15 protein-coding genes are annotated in these 14,233 nt (G+C 64.6%); all 15 read right to left on the reverse strand.

Translation table 11 applies throughout. From position 1 onward, the window contains the following. Nucleotides 1-11 precede the first annotated feature (11 nt). Nucleotides 12-572: a helix-turn-helix domain-containing protein gene (locus ACN0S5_RS09620; protein ID WP_417207971.1), complete on the reverse strand. Its 561-nt coding sequence runs from the start codon at nucleotides 570-572 to the stop codon at nucleotides 12-14. Between the two features lie 108 nt (nucleotides 573-680). Continuing rightward, nucleotides 681-1,547: a substrate-binding domain-containing protein gene (locus ACN0S5_RS09625; protein ID WP_417207972.1), complete on the reverse strand. Its 867-nt coding sequence runs from the start codon at nucleotides 1,545-1,547 to the stop codon at nucleotides 681-683. A gap of 34 nt (nucleotides 1,548-1,581) precedes the next feature. After that, nucleotides 1,582-2,391: a substrate-binding domain-containing protein gene (locus ACN0S5_RS09630; RefSeq protein ID WP_417207973.1), complete on the reverse strand. Its 810-nt coding sequence runs from the start codon at nucleotides 2,389-2,391 to the stop codon at nucleotides 1,582-1,584. Nucleotides 2,392-2,421: 30 nt separating this feature from the next. Continuing rightward, on the reverse strand, nucleotides 2,422-3,114 hold the full coding sequence (locus tag ACN0S5_RS09635) for an ATP-binding cassette domain-containing protein (protein WP_417208130.1): 693 nt from the start codon (nucleotides 3,112-3,114) through the stop codon (nucleotides 2,422-2,424). A 58-nt stretch (nucleotides 3,115-3,172) separates the two neighbouring features. Then, complete coding sequence (locus ACN0S5_RS09640; RefSeq protein WP_417207974.1) at nucleotides 3,173-3,880, reverse strand: ABC transporter permease; 708 nt, start codon at nucleotides 3,878-3,880, stop codon at nucleotides 3,173-3,175. Nucleotides 3,881-4,099: 219 nt separating this feature from the next. Beyond that, nucleotides 4,100-5,434: a sigma-54-dependent transcriptional regulator gene (locus ACN0S5_RS09645; protein WP_417207975.1), complete on the reverse strand. Its 1,335-nt coding sequence runs from the start codon at nucleotides 5,432-5,434 to the stop codon at nucleotides 4,100-4,102. A 26-nt stretch (nucleotides 5,435-5,460) separates the two neighbouring features. Next, entirely contained in the window at nucleotides 5,461-5,586 is a 126-nt protein-coding gene (locus ACN0S5_RS09650; protein ID WP_417207976.1) for a hypothetical protein, read from the reverse strand. Beyond that, on the reverse strand, nucleotides 5,583-6,869 hold the full coding sequence (locus tag ACN0S5_RS09655) for a c-type cytochrome (RefSeq protein WP_417208131.1): 1,287 nt from the start codon (nucleotides 6,867-6,869) through the stop codon (nucleotides 5,583-5,585). Before ACN0S5_RS09655 ends, ACN0S5_RS09650 begins: the two co-directional genes overlap by 4 nt. Beyond that, nucleotides 6,869-8,113: a formate dehydrogenase subunit gamma gene (locus ACN0S5_RS09660; protein WP_417207977.1), complete on the reverse strand. Its 1,245-nt coding sequence runs from the start codon at nucleotides 8,111-8,113 to the stop codon at nucleotides 6,869-6,871. The genes ACN0S5_RS09655 and ACN0S5_RS09660 overlap by 1 nt, the downstream gene beginning before the upstream one ends. A 161-nt stretch (nucleotides 8,114-8,274) precedes the next feature. Next, entirely contained in the window at nucleotides 8,275-8,868 is a 594-nt protein-coding gene (fdh3B, locus tag ACN0S5_RS09665) for a formate dehydrogenase FDH3 subunit beta (protein ID WP_323769856.1), read from the reverse strand. A gap of 12 nt (nucleotides 8,869-8,880) precedes the next feature. Then, the gene (locus ACN0S5_RS09670) at nucleotides 8,881-11,781 is read right to left on the reverse strand and encodes a formate dehydrogenase subunit alpha (protein ID WP_417207978.1); all 2,901 of its coding nucleotides are present in this window, start codon (nucleotides 11,779-11,781) and stop codon (nucleotides 8,881-8,883) included. A gap of 161 nt (nucleotides 11,782-11,942) precedes the next feature. Next, nucleotides 11,943-12,131 carry a twin-arginine translocation pathway signal protein gene (locus ACN0S5_RS09675; RefSeq protein WP_417207979.1) on the reverse strand — a complete coding sequence of 63 codons (189 nt, stop codon included), beginning with the start codon at nucleotides 12,129-12,131 and terminating at the stop codon, nucleotides 11,943-11,945. An 84-nt stretch (nucleotides 12,132-12,215) separates the two neighbouring features. Continuing rightward, nucleotides 12,216-12,851: a TorD/DmsD family molecular chaperone gene (locus ACN0S5_RS09680; RefSeq protein ID WP_417207980.1), complete on the reverse strand. Its 636-nt coding sequence runs from the start codon at nucleotides 12,849-12,851 to the stop codon at nucleotides 12,216-12,218. Then, nucleotides 12,848-13,477 (reverse strand): DUF3306 domain-containing protein, encoded by a 630-nt coding sequence (locus ACN0S5_RS09685; protein ID WP_417207981.1) that lies wholly within the window; start codon nucleotides 13,475-13,477, stop codon nucleotides 12,848-12,850. The genes ACN0S5_RS09680 and ACN0S5_RS09685 overlap by 4 nt, the downstream gene beginning before the upstream one ends. Then, on the reverse strand, nucleotides 13,474-14,010 hold the full coding sequence (locus tag ACN0S5_RS09690) for a DUF3305 domain-containing protein (protein WP_417208132.1): 537 nt from the start codon (nucleotides 14,008-14,010) through the stop codon (nucleotides 13,474-13,476). The genes ACN0S5_RS09685 and ACN0S5_RS09690 overlap by 4 nt, the downstream gene beginning before the upstream one ends. Nucleotides 14,011-14,233: the final 223 nt, after the last annotated feature.

A 14,233-nucleotide genomic window follows, 5' to 3' on the forward strand; every position in this document is an offset into this window, starting at 1 on the left:
CCGCGATTGCCTTAGTTTGTGACGCTCACCAGCACAAACTTTGCGCCCTGACCGCGATCAGTGATCAGCCGCACCTCGCCGTGTTCGCGGTAGCGCAGCGCGTCCCCCGGACCAAGGTTGTAGCCAGACCCGTCCAGATCGACGTGCAAATAGCCGGTCAACAGGATCAGATGGTGTTCCTGGCCAACCACATCGGGCGAATCCTGCACCATCTCGGAATTCGGCGTCATCTTGCATTCCATCACCTCGCCCGCGAGGGCGGCGGCGGCGGGTGACACGAAACGCTTGGCCAGACCGGTATCGCCATCGCGCCAGACCGCCTGTTCATCGCGCGTGACATGGGCGGAAAACCCGTCTTCGATCATGGCAAACAGTCGCGACAGCGACATCTCATGCGCCACCGCGAGACGTGACAGCACATCCGCCGAAGGGCTGACCTCGGCGTTCTCAAGCCGCGACAGGGCCGCGCGGCTGACGCCGCTTGCAGCGGCGAGTTGATCCAGCGTCCAGCCGCGGGCAGCCCGCAGCGCCGACAGGCGCCCGGCAAGGCGGACCGTCAGATCGCTTTTCATCGTTATCCCCCCGGGAATCTATCCCGTATCTCGAATTAGATAGGGATTCCCAGAAAAACGCAACATTCTCAGGTTGTGGGGCTGCACAGAGGCGTCGCGAATTTGATGTCAGGCGTTCCAGCGCACCGTACCAACCGCATCCAGACCGTACCCGCCAAGGCGGGCGGCCTGAATGCGCAGATCACCGGTTTGGCAAAACTGCATCAGCCCCTGCATTGGCGGCTCAAAAAAGGCGCGCCGGTCAATGAGCAGGTCAAAACGTTCATCCATCAACGGCACAAAACGCAGGCCGAAATCGCGGGCGACGGTCTCAAGCCCGAATGTGGCATCCGCCTCGCCGCGCGCGACAGCCTGCACCGCCTCGGTTTCGGTACGGGCCATCGCCGTCAGGGTCAGGTGGCCCACCGGCAGCCCCGCCTCACCGGCAAGGTGATCAAACAGCGTTGCCGTCCCCGACAGGGGTTGGCGTGGCGCAAACCGCAGCCCCGCCAGATCCGGCAGATTTTCGACCCGCGGCCCGTCCGGACGCAGCACCAGACCCCGGCGGCGGCGGGCAAAACCGATCAGGACCGCGTCCCGCGCCTGCGCCACGGCGGCAATATTCCAGTCGTCGCTGGCCGGATCGTAGACGTGCAGGCCGCAGGCCACACCCTCCCCCGCCAGAAACCGCCCAAGCCCGTCCAGCGAGCCGTCAAAATAGGTGGCAAGGCCACAGCGGCTTTCACGGACCGCCCAGTCCAGCAGCGGATCGTGGCTGCCCAGCAGGATCGCGGGCCGCGCCGCAGGGGTGGCCGAGCCGGTGCTGTGCTCGGCGATCCATTCGCGGATTTCGCGCGCGGGGAACAGCAGCTTGCCGGTGGCGCGCGAACAGGGCACCGCGCCAGAGGCCGCAAGATCATAGATCTTGCGTTCCTTCAGGCGCAGCAACTCGGCCAGTTCGGCGACGGTCAAAAATTCAGGCGCGTCGATGCGCATGGCAAGGGGCCTCCTTTAGGACCCCTGCCCTAGCTCATTCCGGCGCGTTGGGAAAGAACAGCTGCTGCCCGTCGACCATGTAGGCGGCGATCGCCTCCTGCCCGGCGGCAGAGGTCAGCCAGTCGGCAAATCCCTGCGCCGCGTCGATATTGACGGATGGACAGACCTCCGGGTTGACCGGGATCACGCCGTATTGATTGAACAGATCCGCGTCGCCTTCGACCACGATCCGGTAGTCCTGCTTGTTGGCAAAGCTGATCCATGTGGCGCGGTCGGTCATGACATAAGCCCCCATGCCAATCCCGGCATTCAGGGTCGCGCCCATGCCCGAGCCGGTTTCGCGGTACCAGCCGCCCGAGGCCTCAGCCGGATCGACCGAGGTCGCGGCCCAGAGCGACACCTCTTTCTTGTGGGTGCCGGAATCGTCCCCGCGCGAGGCAAACAGCGCCCCCGCAGCGGCAATCTTTTCCAGAGCAGGCTGCACATCATCCATGCCCGCCACACCGGCCGGATCACCGGCGGGGCCGACGATGATGAAATCGTTGTACATCAGGTCTGTGCGCGATGTGCCCCGGCCATCGGCGACAAATTGTTCTTCCGCCGGTTTGGCGTGAACCAGCAGCACGTCACCGTCACAGTTGCGCGCGTTGCGGATCGCCTGCCCGGTGCCGACGGCCACCACATTGACCTCGATCCCCGTCGCCTCCGTGAAAAGCGGCAGCAGGTAGTCGTAGAGGCCGGAATTGGCGGTCGAGGTGGTCGACTGCACAAGGATGCTGTCGGCGCTTGCGGCCATAGGAAATGCGGTCGCGCAAAGCAGCGCGGCAAGGCGAAGACGGGTCATCGCGGTGGTCCTTTCAGTTCAATTCAGAGGTCAGACGACAAGGCCACCCGACACATGGGCGCGGGCGGCAAGGGTTTCGGGACGAGGGAAAAAGCGTGTGGCGGGAGCGTGTTCAAGGACACGGCCGCCGTGAATGAATACAACGTCATCAGCCATCCGGCGGGCCTGACCGATATCATGGGTGACAAGGATCACCCGCGTGCCGCGCAGGGTCGCCTTGCGGATGATCTCTTCGATCCGGTTGACCGACGCGGGGTCAAGACTGGCGGTGGGTTCATCCAGAAACAGCACATCCGGGTCGGTGGCCAATGCGCGCGCCAGCGCCAGACGCTGCGCCTCTCCGCCCGACAGCAGGCGGGCTGGTTGGCGCGCCTTGTGGGCCAGCCCGACGTGTTCCAGCAGATCATCGCGCCGCGTGCGCGGCAGGCCCCGGCTGCGCAGGACAAAATCGACATTCGCGGCAACGGAGCGGCGCAACAGCACCGGCTTTTGAAACACCAGCGCCTGCCGCGAAGTGACTTGCGCCGGGGATGAGCCGTTCCAGTCGATCGTGCCGGTGTCAGGCTGAAGAAGGCCGTGCAAGATCCTGAGAAGCTGGCTTTTTCCGGCTCCGTTCGGGCCAAGGATCACGGTGCAGCCGGTCAGGCCCAATTCCATGTCCAGCCCGTTCAACACCTGCCGCCCGCCCAGATCCAGCGACAGGTTGCGCACCCTGAGCGGCATCAGGGTCGAGGCGGGAACCGCGCCTTCGGTCAGGGCGTCGGCCCCGTGGATGATGGCTTCACGCATAGGCTTGTCTCACGGCGGTCAGGCGCAGGCTGTGCACGAGGGCGTTGACGCCAAGCGCGAGGATCATCAGCACGATGCCAAGACCCAGCGCCAGCGGCAGGTCGCCCTTGGAGGTTTCCAGCGCGATGGCGGTGGTCATGACGCGGGTCAGGTGGTCGATATTACCGCCAACGATCATCACCGCGCCGACCTCTGCCACCGCACGGCCAAAGCCCGCCAGCGCCACGGTCAGCAAGGCATAGCGCGCGTCCCAGAGCAGCGCCTGCACGGTCTGCCACGTGCTGAGGCAGAGAGATCGGAAATGGTCGGCGTATTCGGCATGCATATCCTCGATCACCTGCCGCGACAGGGCGGCGGTGATCGGGGCAATCAGGATCGTCTGGGCAATGATCATCGCGGCGGGCGTATACAGCAGCCCCAGAAAGCCCAGCGGCCCGGCGCGCGACAGGTGCAGGTAGACAATCAGCCCCACGACAACCGGTGGCAGCCCCATGAGCGCGTTCATCAGCACAAGAACGGCGCCGCGCCCCGGAAAGCGGCTGGTGGCGACCAGCGCGCCCACCGGCAGACCAATGATGCAGGCGGCGACGGTGGCGGTCAGGCTGACACGCAAGGACAGGCCGACGATCTCTAGCAGATCGCCGTCGCCCGAGAGGACGAGAGTCACGGCGACGCCTAATGCCTCTCCCATCCCCTCCATGTTTTCTCCTGCAAAATTTCCGGAGCACGCGCTCTTCCCCTGCGGACAGGGTAGGAAATGCAGCGGTATAGTTTCAAGTAAAACTGTGGGTCAAACTGACCGCTCAGTGAGAAACTTGGGCGTCAGGCTGGTCAATCTGTCCATGTCGTTTCGTAAATTATGCAAAACTATGCAGTACGACGGGCGGCGGGCTATGCCACGCCCTACGCGCACGGCGGATCAGCCGTCTTCGCCCCAGCTGGCCACCTTGCGATCCACCGTCTTGCGCGAGACGCCAAGGCGGCGCGCCGCCTCTGCCCGGTTGCCGCCGGACAGTTCCAGCACGTGGTGGATGTGCCGCTGCATGACCAGATCAAGGTTTTCGATCGCCTCGATTCCGGTCAGCAACCCGCTGCCGGCAAACTCATCCGGGAACCCGCCAAGGATCACCGACCGTTCGACAAGGTTGCGCAATTCCCGGACGTTGCCGGGCCAGGCGTAGCGGCTGAGCTTCATCAATGTCTGGTCGTCCAGCCGCAGCGCGGGCATCCCCAGCGCCTTGGAAAAATGCTGCATGAACAGCGCGGCCAGTTCGACGATATCCTCTGATCGGTCGCGCAGCGGCGGCATTTCGATCCGCAGCACGTTGATGCGGTGATAGAGGTCGGCGCGGAACCGCCCCGCGTCCACCGCCTTGTCCAGATCGGTGTTGGTGGCAAAGGTCAGCCGCAGGTTCAACGGGATCTCACGTTCGGCACCAATCGGGCGCACGCGCTGATCCTCCAGCACGCGCAAGAGTGCCGCCTGCAAGGTGTCGGACATCTGCGCCACCTCGTCCAGAAACAGCGTGCCGCCATCCGCCAGCAGGAACAGACCGGGGCGCAGGCGGTCGCCCTCGACCGCGCCAAACAGTTCGGCGGCGATGCGGTCCGGGGCGATGGCCGCGCAGTTCACAGCCACGAAGGGCCGCTCGGACCGCCCGCCCATCCGGTGCAGGGTGCGCGCGGCCAGTTCCTTGCCGGTGCCGGTCGCGCCGGTGAACAGCACCGGCGTCGGCAGCGGCGCCAGCTTGCCCAGCATCGCCCGCACCGCCTGCATCGGCGCGGAGCGGCCCAGCAGTTGGGTGTCCCCGTCGGTCCCCAGCGCATGGCGCAGCAGGCGGTTGTCCCGGCGCAGCGCGCCACGGTCCAGCGTGCGCGCCACGGCCCCCACCAACTGGTTGGCGCGAAACGGTTTCAGGACAAAATCGCTGACCCCGGCGCGCAGCGCGGCAATGGCGGTTTCCAGATCCGCATAGGCGGTGATCAGCACGGTTTCGGCGTATAGCCCCTTGCGCCGCTGGTCACGCACCCAGTCGATGCCCGACCCGCCGGGCATCTTGTTGTCGACCACGATCACGTCAAACTGCGCCTCGTCCAGACGCTGCGTCGCCTCGCGGGCCGAGGCCGCCTCGGCCACATGTTTGACGCGCGGACCCAGCGTCTTGGCCAGAAAATTGCGCATCCCCGGCTCGTCATCGACGACTAGAACCGAGGCATCGACAAGGCTGTGACCGTAGTCGTCGGGGGGTGTCATGAGGGCTATTTACCGCGCTGAAGGCCCTAGTCGAGCCGGACGTTTGCGCCGGAATAGACATCAGCCGAGGAAAAGCCCAGTTCGTTGAGGCCATACCAGGCCCCCACGCCGAGCAGGATCATGGCGACAAAGCCGGTGAACATGGCCTTCATTTGGCGTCTCCTGTGGTTGCGGTTTTGAGAAAGGCGATCAGGTCGGCCCGGTCTTCGGGGCGTGCGATCACCTGCATGGGCATCTTCGAGCCCGGAATATAGTGGTCGGGGCCTTCGTCGAACAGCGCGTCAATGGTCGTCTCTGACCAGATGATGTCAGCCCCGTCCAGCGTGTCGGAATAGCTGTAGCCGGGCACGGTTCCGGCGGACCGTCCAAAGACACCGTGCAGCGACGGCCCCGCCTTACGCGAGGGCCCGGCGTCCAGCGCGTGACAGATCGAACATTTGCGCATGAACTGGCGCTCGCCGTTGGACATGGTTTCAGGGTCCCGCAGAAAGCTGCGCTGGCCGGAGCCTTCGGGCGCGTCCAGTTCGTCCAACAGTGACACCGGCCAAGCGTAGACCACATCATCCAGCCCGCCCGCATGAATGGTCTGCCCATCGGGCGAAAACGCCAGCGCCCAGACCGGGCCGTGCCGCATAGCGCGGAAATCGCGGGTGATTTTCCAGTCGTCGGTGTCGACCATCATGATGTAGCCATGCCCGTCCCCAACAGCCAGTTGCGCGGTCTGGGCATGCCAGTCCAGCGCCAGTATGGGGCGCCGGTCCAGCGTGAAATCCGCGATCTGCGCGCCGGTCATGGCGTCGATCACCCGCGTTCCGCCATCGACCGCGCCATAGGCGATCCAGCCCGAACCCAGTTCGATCCGGTTGATGCCAAAGCCGTGCTCGACCAGCGGCAGCGGCGCGCCGCCCATGGTCAGGTCGTAATGCAGCAGCACCCCCTTGGAGGTCGCCGCGTAGAGGTGCTGGCCATCGGCGGAATACGCCACCGCATTCACCCCGGCACCGGGATAGGGCAATTCCCCTGCGCGGCCTGCCTCTGTCAGCGGCCAAAGGCGGATACTGCCATCCCAACTGCCGCTCGCGGCGGTCGATCCGTCGGGAGACACCGCAATCGAGGTGACCTTGCCCCGATGCCGCCCCAGAACCCGCTGCTCAGGCTGCCACTGGCGCACGGCGAAATCATCGCCGCCCGACAGCAACACTCCGCCCGATCCCCACGTAAGCGCGGTCACCGCCGCCGCGTGCCCGTCCAGCCATTGCGGGTCCTGCCCGGTCCACAGCCCCAGCGAATTGTCGAAACTGGCACTGGTGACCTGCCCCGTGGGTGAGACGGCCAACGCCATGACCGGGCCGCCGTGGCCCTTCAAGGTGGTGAACTCTTGCGCGGCGACGGGCAGCGCCGACAGCGCAAGGCAAAGGACCGCGACCGCCCGCATCATTCCGCCGGGGTTGACGCGCCCCCGTCCTTGGGCGCGGGGGTTTCGTGGGATTTGACCTCATCCAGCCAGATGGAATGGTGCTGATGCGCCCAGGCCTCGTCGACCTCGCCGGTGCCCATGGCGTCAAACGCGCCCTCCATCCCGATCGAGCCGATGTAGATATGCGCAATGATGATCGCCATCAGCACAAAGGCCACGATGGCGTGCCAGAGCTGCGCAAGCTGCATTTCTTCCTGCGGGGTCAGGTCCACTGGCAATGCGCCGTAACCGATCCATTGCGGCAGGCCGGTGTCGTTGAGGATGGCAAAGCTTTTGGCGAACAGCGGCAGTTCGAACGGGAACAGCAGCGACAGGCCGGACAACGAGATCGAGCCGCCCAGCAGGATCACCGACCAGAAGATGATCTTTTGCCCGGCGTTGAACTTTTTCGCGGGCGGATGCTCTTTGCCGATGATGCCGCCCGCCATCCTGAACCATGTGATGTCGGTGCGGTTGGGGATATTGTGCCAGACCCAAAGGAAGAAAACGAGCACAAGCCCCAGCATGAACGGCCAGGCCAGATTGTTGTGGATGAATTTGGACGCGATCAGCAGGGTCGAATTCACCTCTGGTCCAAACAGCGGCAGGATCGCCCAGCGCCCGAACAGCGTCAGCAGGCCCGACAGACCCAGCAGCACAAAGGACCCGGCCAGCAACCAGTGCGAAAACCGCTCATACGACTGAAAGCGGGTGACAGTGCGGCCTGTCATCGGTTCATCCACCCTGACACGGCCACGCAGCAGGTAAAACAGCGCCAGCGCGCCGATGGTGCCCAAAAGCAGCCAGCCGCCGTAGGGCGCCAGCGTGTTCTTGCGGAATTGATACCACGCCATGCCGCCATCCTGCACCAGCACCTTGGCCACATCGCCACCGGCAGAGACATTCAGGTCGGCGGCATCGTAGCGCAGCGCGCGCCAGAAATCCGGGTCCGACGCCCCGCCGCGCGTGCCAAGCTGTCCGGGCAGGTCGGGGGCCGCGCCGGGCTGGCCAAAGGTCTGTCGGAAACTGTCGTCGATCTTTTCGCCACGCTGGCGGGCAAGGATATCCTCCAGCGTCTGCGCGCCGCCGGTCGCCTTGCGCGCCTCGGCCAGAACCGCCGGATCGGTGCCCGGCGCCGCGGGCGGCTGGAGGAAAAAGGCAAGCGCGGCAAGGCCAAGCGCCAGAAGCATGAACCATCCGAAACCGCTGGAGCGTTTTGACATGACTGTCCCCGTAGAAGAGTCACGCCGGGGGCACGGCGGCCGGAACGGCGGCGCCGGGGGCCCGAGGCGTCAAGAAAAACCGTGACGAGAGGCCCGTTGAAACGGGCCTCTCTGAAGGATGCGCAGAACAGGCGGAGCCATGGCCCCGCCCGGCGGCAGGCTTAGCCGCCTTTCTGATCGTAGGCGGTGCCCCAGCCCCAAGCGCCAGAGCCAAAGCCACGCGCCACCACACGTTCGCGGTAGATGGCCGAGACAACGTCGCCGTCACCGGCCAGCAGCGCCTTGGTCGAACACATCTCGGCGCAGATGGGCAGCTTGCCCTCTGCGATCCGGTTGCGTCCGTATTTGGCGAACTCGGCTGTCGAGTGCGTCTCTTCGGGACCACCGGCGCAGAAGGTGCATTTGTCCATCTTGCCGCGAGAGCCGAAGTTGCCCGCCTGCGGGAACTGCGGCGCGCCAAAGGGACACGCGTAGAAGCAGTAGCCGCAGCCGATGCAGAGGTCCTTGGAGTGCAGGACCACGCCCTCTTCGGACTGGTAGAAGCAATCCACCGGACAGACGGCCATGCAGGGCGCGTCGGAACAGTGCATGCAGGCCACCGAGATCGAGCGCTCGCCGGGGCTGCCGTCCTGGATCGTCACCACGCGACGGCGGTTGATCCCCCAAGGCACCTCGTGCTCGTTCTTGCAGGCGGTGACGCAGGCGTTGCATTCGATGCAACGTTCCGCGTCACAGAGGAATTTGGATCGTGCCATACTGTTCTCTCCTTATGCCACGGTGATCTTGCACAGAGTACACTTGGTCTCTTGCATCTGGGTCACGCTGTCATAGCCATAGGTCTGGGCCACGTTTGTGGATTCCCCCAGAACATAGGGGTCCGCCCCGTCGGGGTATTTCGACCGCTGGTCCTCGCCCTGGAAATGGCCGCCAAAGTGGAAGGGCATAAAGGCAACGCCTTCACCCACCCGCTGCGTGACCATGGCCATGACCTTGACCTTGCCGCCTTCGGGACCTTCGACCCAGACGTCCGCCCCGTCGCGAATGCCGATATTGTTGGCGTCACGCGGATTGATCTCGACGAACATGTTCTGCTGAAGCTCGGCCAGCCATGGGTTGGACCGGGTTTCATCGCCGCCGCCCTCATATTCGACCAGACGGCCGGAGGTGAGGATCATCGGATAGTCCTGACTGAAGTCCTGCTTCTGGATCGACGCATACATGGTCGGCAGACGATAGAACTTGCGGTCTTCGTAGGTCGGATAGTCGGCGACCAGATCGCGACGGTTGGTGTACAGCGGTTCGCGGTGCAGCGGCACCGGGTCCGGGAAGGTCCAGACCACCGCCCGCGCCTTGGCGTTGCCGAAGGGCGCGCAACCATGCTTGATGGCCACCCGCTGGATCCCGCCCGACAGGTCGGTTTTCCAGTTGGTCTTGGGGCCCGCCACCGCGTCGATTGCGGCACGCTCGTCCTCGGTCAGGTCGCTGTCCCACCCAAGGTCCATGAGCATCTGCATGGTAAACTCAGGATAGCCATCCTGAATTTCCGACCCGACGCTGTAGACGCCGTCCGCCAGCAGGTTGTCGCCATTGCGCTCCACGCCGAAACGGGCGCGGAAGGTCAGGCCACCCTCGGCGACGGGTTTGGACATGTCGTAGAGGTTGGGCGTGCCCGGATGCTTCATGTCGGCTGTGCCCCAGCAGGGCCACGGCATCCCGTAGTAATCCCCGTCAGCGGGGCCACCGATGGCTTGCAGCGTTGTCCGGTCGAACGTGTGCTGGTTTGCCATGTGCAGCTTGATCCGCTCCGGCGACTGGCCGGTATAGCCCACCGTCCACATGCCAGCGTTGATCTCGCGCAGCGTGTCCTCGATGTTCGGCGTGATGCCGTCCTCTTCGAGGCCGATATTGCGGAACAGCCGGTCATGAAAGCCGAACTTCTTGGCGAAAAGCCCCATGATTTCATGGTCGGGCTTCGACTCAAAGAGCGGGTCGATGACCTTGTCCCGCCACTGGAGCGACCGGTTGGACGCGGTGACAGAGCCGTAGGTTTCGAACTGCGTGGTCGCCGGCAGCAGATAGACGCCATCGGTGCGGTCATGCAGCACGGCAGAGACGGTGGGGAACGGGTCGACGACGACCAGCATGTCCAGCAGCTCCATCGCCTTTTTCATCTCGACCATGCGGGTCTGAGAGTTGGGCGCATGTCCCCAGAGCACCATGGCGCGGACCTTGTCCGGGTTGTCCATGTTCTCGGGGTCTTCAAGGACGCCGTCGATCCAGCGCGACACCGGAATCCCGGTCTCGTACATCAGATCCTTGTCCTTGCCGTCGGCGCCTTTGACCTTGGCAAACTGGCCATTGAGCCAGTCAAAGTCTTCGCCCCAGACGCGGGCCCAGTGCTGCCAAGAGCCTTTGGCAAGACCGTAGTACCCCGCCAGCGTGTGCGACAGAACCCCAAGGTCCGTGGCGCCCTGCACGTTGTCGTGGCCGCGGAAGATGTTGGTGCCGCCGCCAGAGGTGCCCATGTTGCCCAGCGCAAGTTGCAGGATGCAATAGGCGCGGGTGTTGTTGTTGCCGTTGGTGTGCTGGGTGCCGCCCATGCACCAGATCACGGTGCCGGGACGGTTGTTGGCCAGCGTCAGCGCCACGCGGCGCAACTGGCTGCCGGGGGTACCGGTGACACGCTCGACCTCTTCGGGCGTCCACTTGGCGACTTCTTCCTTGATCTGGTCCATGCCCCAGACGCGGGTGCGGATGAACTCCTTGTCCTCCCAGCCGTTCTCGAAGATGTGCCAGAGAAGACCCCAGATCAGCGCCACGTCGGTGCCCGGACGGAAGCGGACATATTCATCCGCATGGGCCGCGGTGCGGGTAAAGCGCGGATCGCAGACGATCAGCGGGGCGTTGTTCATCTCCTTGGCGCGCAGGACGTGCAGCAGCGACACGGGGTGCGCCTCTGCCGGGTTGCCGCCGATGATGAAGATGGCCTTGGAGTTGTGGATGTCGTTGTAGCTGTTGGTCATGGCGCCGTAGCCCCATGTGTTCGCAACACCCGCAACGGTGGTCGAATGGCAGATCCGCGCCTGATGGTCGACGTTGTTGGTGCCCCAGTAGCGGGCGAATTTCTGGAACAGGTAGGACTGTTCGTTGTTGTGTTTGGCAGAGCCCAGCCAATAGACGCTGTCAGGTCCGCTTTCTTCGCGGATCTTCATCATGCCGTCGCCGATCTCTTCGATCGCCTGCTCCCAAGAGATCCGGACCCATTCGCCGTTCTCTTTCTTCATCGGGTACTTCAGGCGGCGCTCGCCGTGGGCGTGTTCGCGGACCGCGGCCCCCTTGGCGCAATGCGCGCCGAGGTTGAAGGGGCTGTCCCAGCCGGGTTCCTGCCCGACCCAGACGCCGTCGCTGACCTCGGCCACAACGGTACAGCCGACAGAACAGTGCGTGCAGACGGATTTCTTCAGTTCCACCGCGCCAAGGGCGGCGGCGCTTGCGGCGCTGGCCTGCTGGACGGTGCCGCCGGTCGCGGCGATGGCGGCAATCCCGCCGATGGCCAGACCCGAGCCGCGCAAAAAGGCGCGGCGGTCAACCGAGGCGTTGGCGGCCTCGGACAGGATCGAAGTCCGCTGGGGGCGTCGCGCAACCCCGTTGGTCTTTTTCCTAAGCATGTTTCTCTCTCCCTAACTCGCGTTGCCCATGCGGGTCATTGCCCGAGGCGCAGCTTGCTTGGCTACGACAGTGGCCTTTGGCAGTCGGGCGTCACGCAACCAGTCGCCTTTGGCCGTTGAGCGTCGTCCGGGCGGATGCCGGGCGATGCGGGACGCGCTGATCAGAAGCGCGCGGATTCGTAGTAGGCGCGGGTGTGCGCGGTGTCCTGCATCTTGTCCGATGTCAGATCCGGCTCTGCCGGTCCGGCCTCGGCCACGGTGCCACTGGCGAGGGCGACAGCGGCCGCAGGGGCCGAAACGCTTGCCAGCTTGAGGAAATTCCGGCGCGAGGCCGTGGTCTCCTGGGTCATGAAAGGGTCTCCTTTTTGGTGGTCTCTCATGGGTTCCGGCAGGTGTCTGCCGCTCGATAAGGGCCTGTGCCCCGGTTCAAAGGCTCATGTGCCGCTCATCCGAAAGGCCTCGGCCTCGATCAGCATGAACAGCCGCCCGACAGTGCCGACGGGCGTGTAAAACACCGAGTTCTTGGCGGTTTCGAGATCGCCGAAGAAATGCGCGGCCCAAGGGCCGATGTGCTTGTTGAAAAAGGCGCGCTGCGCCTCGATCGCGGACGGCGGACCAAAGCGACCGACAATCATCGCGCCCATCATTTCCATCAGGCTGGCGATATTGTCCTCAGGCTCGAACACGCTGTCGGCCCGCTCAAGGCCCAGCCGCGTCATGTCCTGCCGCAGCAGCGCCAGCGGCTTTTCGTTCAGAAAGCCGGTCAGATAGTACGAGGCATAGGGCAGCAATTCGCCGCGCCCCAGCCCGATGAACAGCTTGTTGTATTCGGACGTGACGGCCTTGGGCTTGGACACTTTCGCCAGCTTGGCCAGTGTGCCGATGGCCTGCCCCATTTCAGTGTCGTCGCCGCTAAGACCCGCCGTCTGCGCCAGCAGCATCTCGTCCGGCGGTCCGGCCAGCATCAGGCCAAGGTAGTTATACAGATCGGCACGCAGGCGGTCCTCATCGGCGATCCGGGGGGCCTGGGCGGTTTCGGCGGTTTGGGTCATCTGGTCCTTGTCCGTCATGTGGCGGTCTCGAAACGAAAGCGCATCCGGCGCGGGGTCTGCGCGGCGGGGGCGTCTTCGTTATCAGTCATCTGTTGCAGTTCCGGTTCGGGGGCCGGGACGAGGTCGCTATCGATCTCTGCGGTCAACGCCGCCTCGGGCGCGTCATCGCCCCGGACCTGATCCGGGGCCTCGTCAATCTCTGCTTGCTTGGCTTCAGCCTTTGCTTCTGCCCGCGCCTCTGCCTCGGCAGCCTCGACCGCCTTGTCGAACATGCCTTTGCCGACCTGATAGACCGTCTGCATGTTCTCGATCACCGTGGCGGCGTCGGTGAAATCACCGCCGTAATCCACCAAGCCATCGACATTGGCCAGAACCGGGTTCAACCGCCACAACCGCCGCAGCGCGCGGGTCTTGAGCCGCTGCGGCACGGCGGCCCTCAGCAAGTCCTGCACCTGTTCCGTGCTCTGCATCTCTTCGGGCGCGGGCAGGTCCAGTTCGGCAAGGATGTCGGCGTCGGGGCGCTCTTCAAGCCGCGCCTCCTGAACGGCGCGCGCCTCTGCCTCCTGCGCGCGGGCCTCTGCCACCTCTTCGGCGGCGACCTGCGCCCGGCGGCGCGACCAGAAATCTCCCGGCGCGGCGCTCATTGCATCCGTCTCCGTTGCAGCGCGGGCGAGGCATAGACATCCTCAAGCGACCCGATACGCGGATCGCCGACACCGTCCTGATTCAGGTCGATCCGCTGCTTGTCGCGCTTGCGTTTGATAAAGACCTCTTCCTCGTGGAATTCCTCGACGAACTCGGCCACCCAGGCAAAGAACGCGGGCGGCATCGGCACCTTTTCGATGATTTCCTCACCGCTGTCGGCATAGTCCTGCGCCTCGAACGGCGAGGCGGTGACCAGCAGCGCATTCAGCGGGCAATCGCCTTCGCCTTCTTCGCGCAGGATGACATACACGCTGGGCGTCTGGGCGCCGAGCTCATGCAGATAGGCGTCGGTGTCGGCCCCGTGCAGCTCCAGCGTCAGGGTCGCGGCGTGGTATTCCACCGTGTCGCCCTCGCGCCGCAGTTCACGCCAATCGGCGGCCCCGGCACCCGGCAGCACCGCAACGGCGGTCCAGACCCATTTTGCCCAACGTGTCACGCCGGGCGCGCGCCGCAGCACGATCCCAAGCGGAATGGTCCGATAAGCATTCGGATTGTGGATCACGTTTGTCCTCCCCGCTCAGAGTAAGCGCCACCAAGCGCCCCCTGTGAAAGCGAAATCCTGCGCACCCCGGTATTCCGACCTGCTTCCGGTCATTTTGGGCAGCCTTGACATGGCCACCGCGCGACTCTGGACGAATTGTCCAACCCGACGTTTTCTCTCGGGAAATCGGTGCTGCGAGACAGCACGAATCAGC

This window comes from Antarctobacter sp. (assembly GCF_048262615.1).
Lineage (GTDB): Bacteria > Pseudomonadota > Alphaproteobacteria > Rhodobacterales > Rhodobacteraceae > Antarctobacter.

Excerpts from the sequence above, each read along its gene's own strand:
- fdh3B (WP_323769856.1), bottom strand. The coding sequence starts at position 8,868 with ATGGCACGATCCAAATTCCTCTGTGACGCGGAACGTTGCATCGAATGC.
- ACN0S5_RS09630 (WP_417207973.1), bottom strand. The coding sequence starts at position 2,391 with ATGACCCGTCTTCGCCTTGCCGCGCTGCTTTGCGCGACCGCATTTCCT.
- ACN0S5_RS09680 (WP_417207980.1), bottom strand. The coding sequence starts at position 12,851 with ATGACGGACAAGGACCAGATGACCCAAACCGCCGAAACCGCCCAGGCC.
- ACN0S5_RS09685 (WP_417207981.1), bottom strand. The coding sequence starts at position 13,477 with ATGAGCGCCGCGCCGGGAGATTTCTGGTCGCGCCGCCGGGCGCAGGTC.
- ACN0S5_RS09650 (WP_417207976.1), bottom strand. The coding sequence starts at position 5,586 with ATGAAGGCCATGTTCACCGGCTTTGTCGCCATGATCCTGCTCGGCGTG.
- ACN0S5_RS09625 (WP_417207972.1), bottom strand. The coding sequence starts at position 1,547 with ATGCGCATCGACGCGCCTGAATTTTTGACCGTCGCCGAACTGGCCGAG.
- ACN0S5_RS09620 (WP_417207971.1), bottom strand. The coding sequence starts at position 572 with ATGAAAAGCGATCTGACGGTCCGCCTTGCCGGGCGCCTGTCGGCGCTG.
- ACN0S5_RS09655 (WP_417208131.1), bottom strand. The coding sequence starts at position 6,869 with ATGCGGGCGGTCGCGGTCCTTTGCCTTGCGCTGTCGGCGCTGCCCGTC.
- ACN0S5_RS09635 (WP_417208130.1), bottom strand. The coding sequence starts at position 3,114 with ATGCCGCTCAGGGTGCGCAACCTGTCGCTGGATCTGGGCGGGCGGCAG.
- ACN0S5_RS09675 (WP_417207979.1), bottom strand. The coding sequence starts at position 12,131 with ATGACCCAGGAGACCACGGCCTCGCGCCGGAATTTCCTCAAGCTGGCA.
- ACN0S5_RS09670 (WP_417207978.1), bottom strand. The coding sequence starts at position 11,781 with ATGCTTAGGAAAAAGACCAACGGGGTTGCGCGACGCCCCCAGCGGACT.
- ACN0S5_RS09660 (WP_417207977.1), bottom strand. The coding sequence starts at position 8,113 with ATGTCAAAACGCTCCAGCGGTTTCGGATGGTTCATGCTTCTGGCGCTT.
- ACN0S5_RS09645 (WP_417207975.1), bottom strand. The coding sequence starts at position 5,434 with ATGACACCCCCCGACGACTACGGTCACAGCCTTGTCGATGCCTCGGTT.
- ACN0S5_RS09640 (WP_417207974.1), bottom strand. The coding sequence starts at position 3,880 with ATGGAGGGGATGGGAGAGGCATTAGGCGTCGCCGTGACTCTCGTCCTC.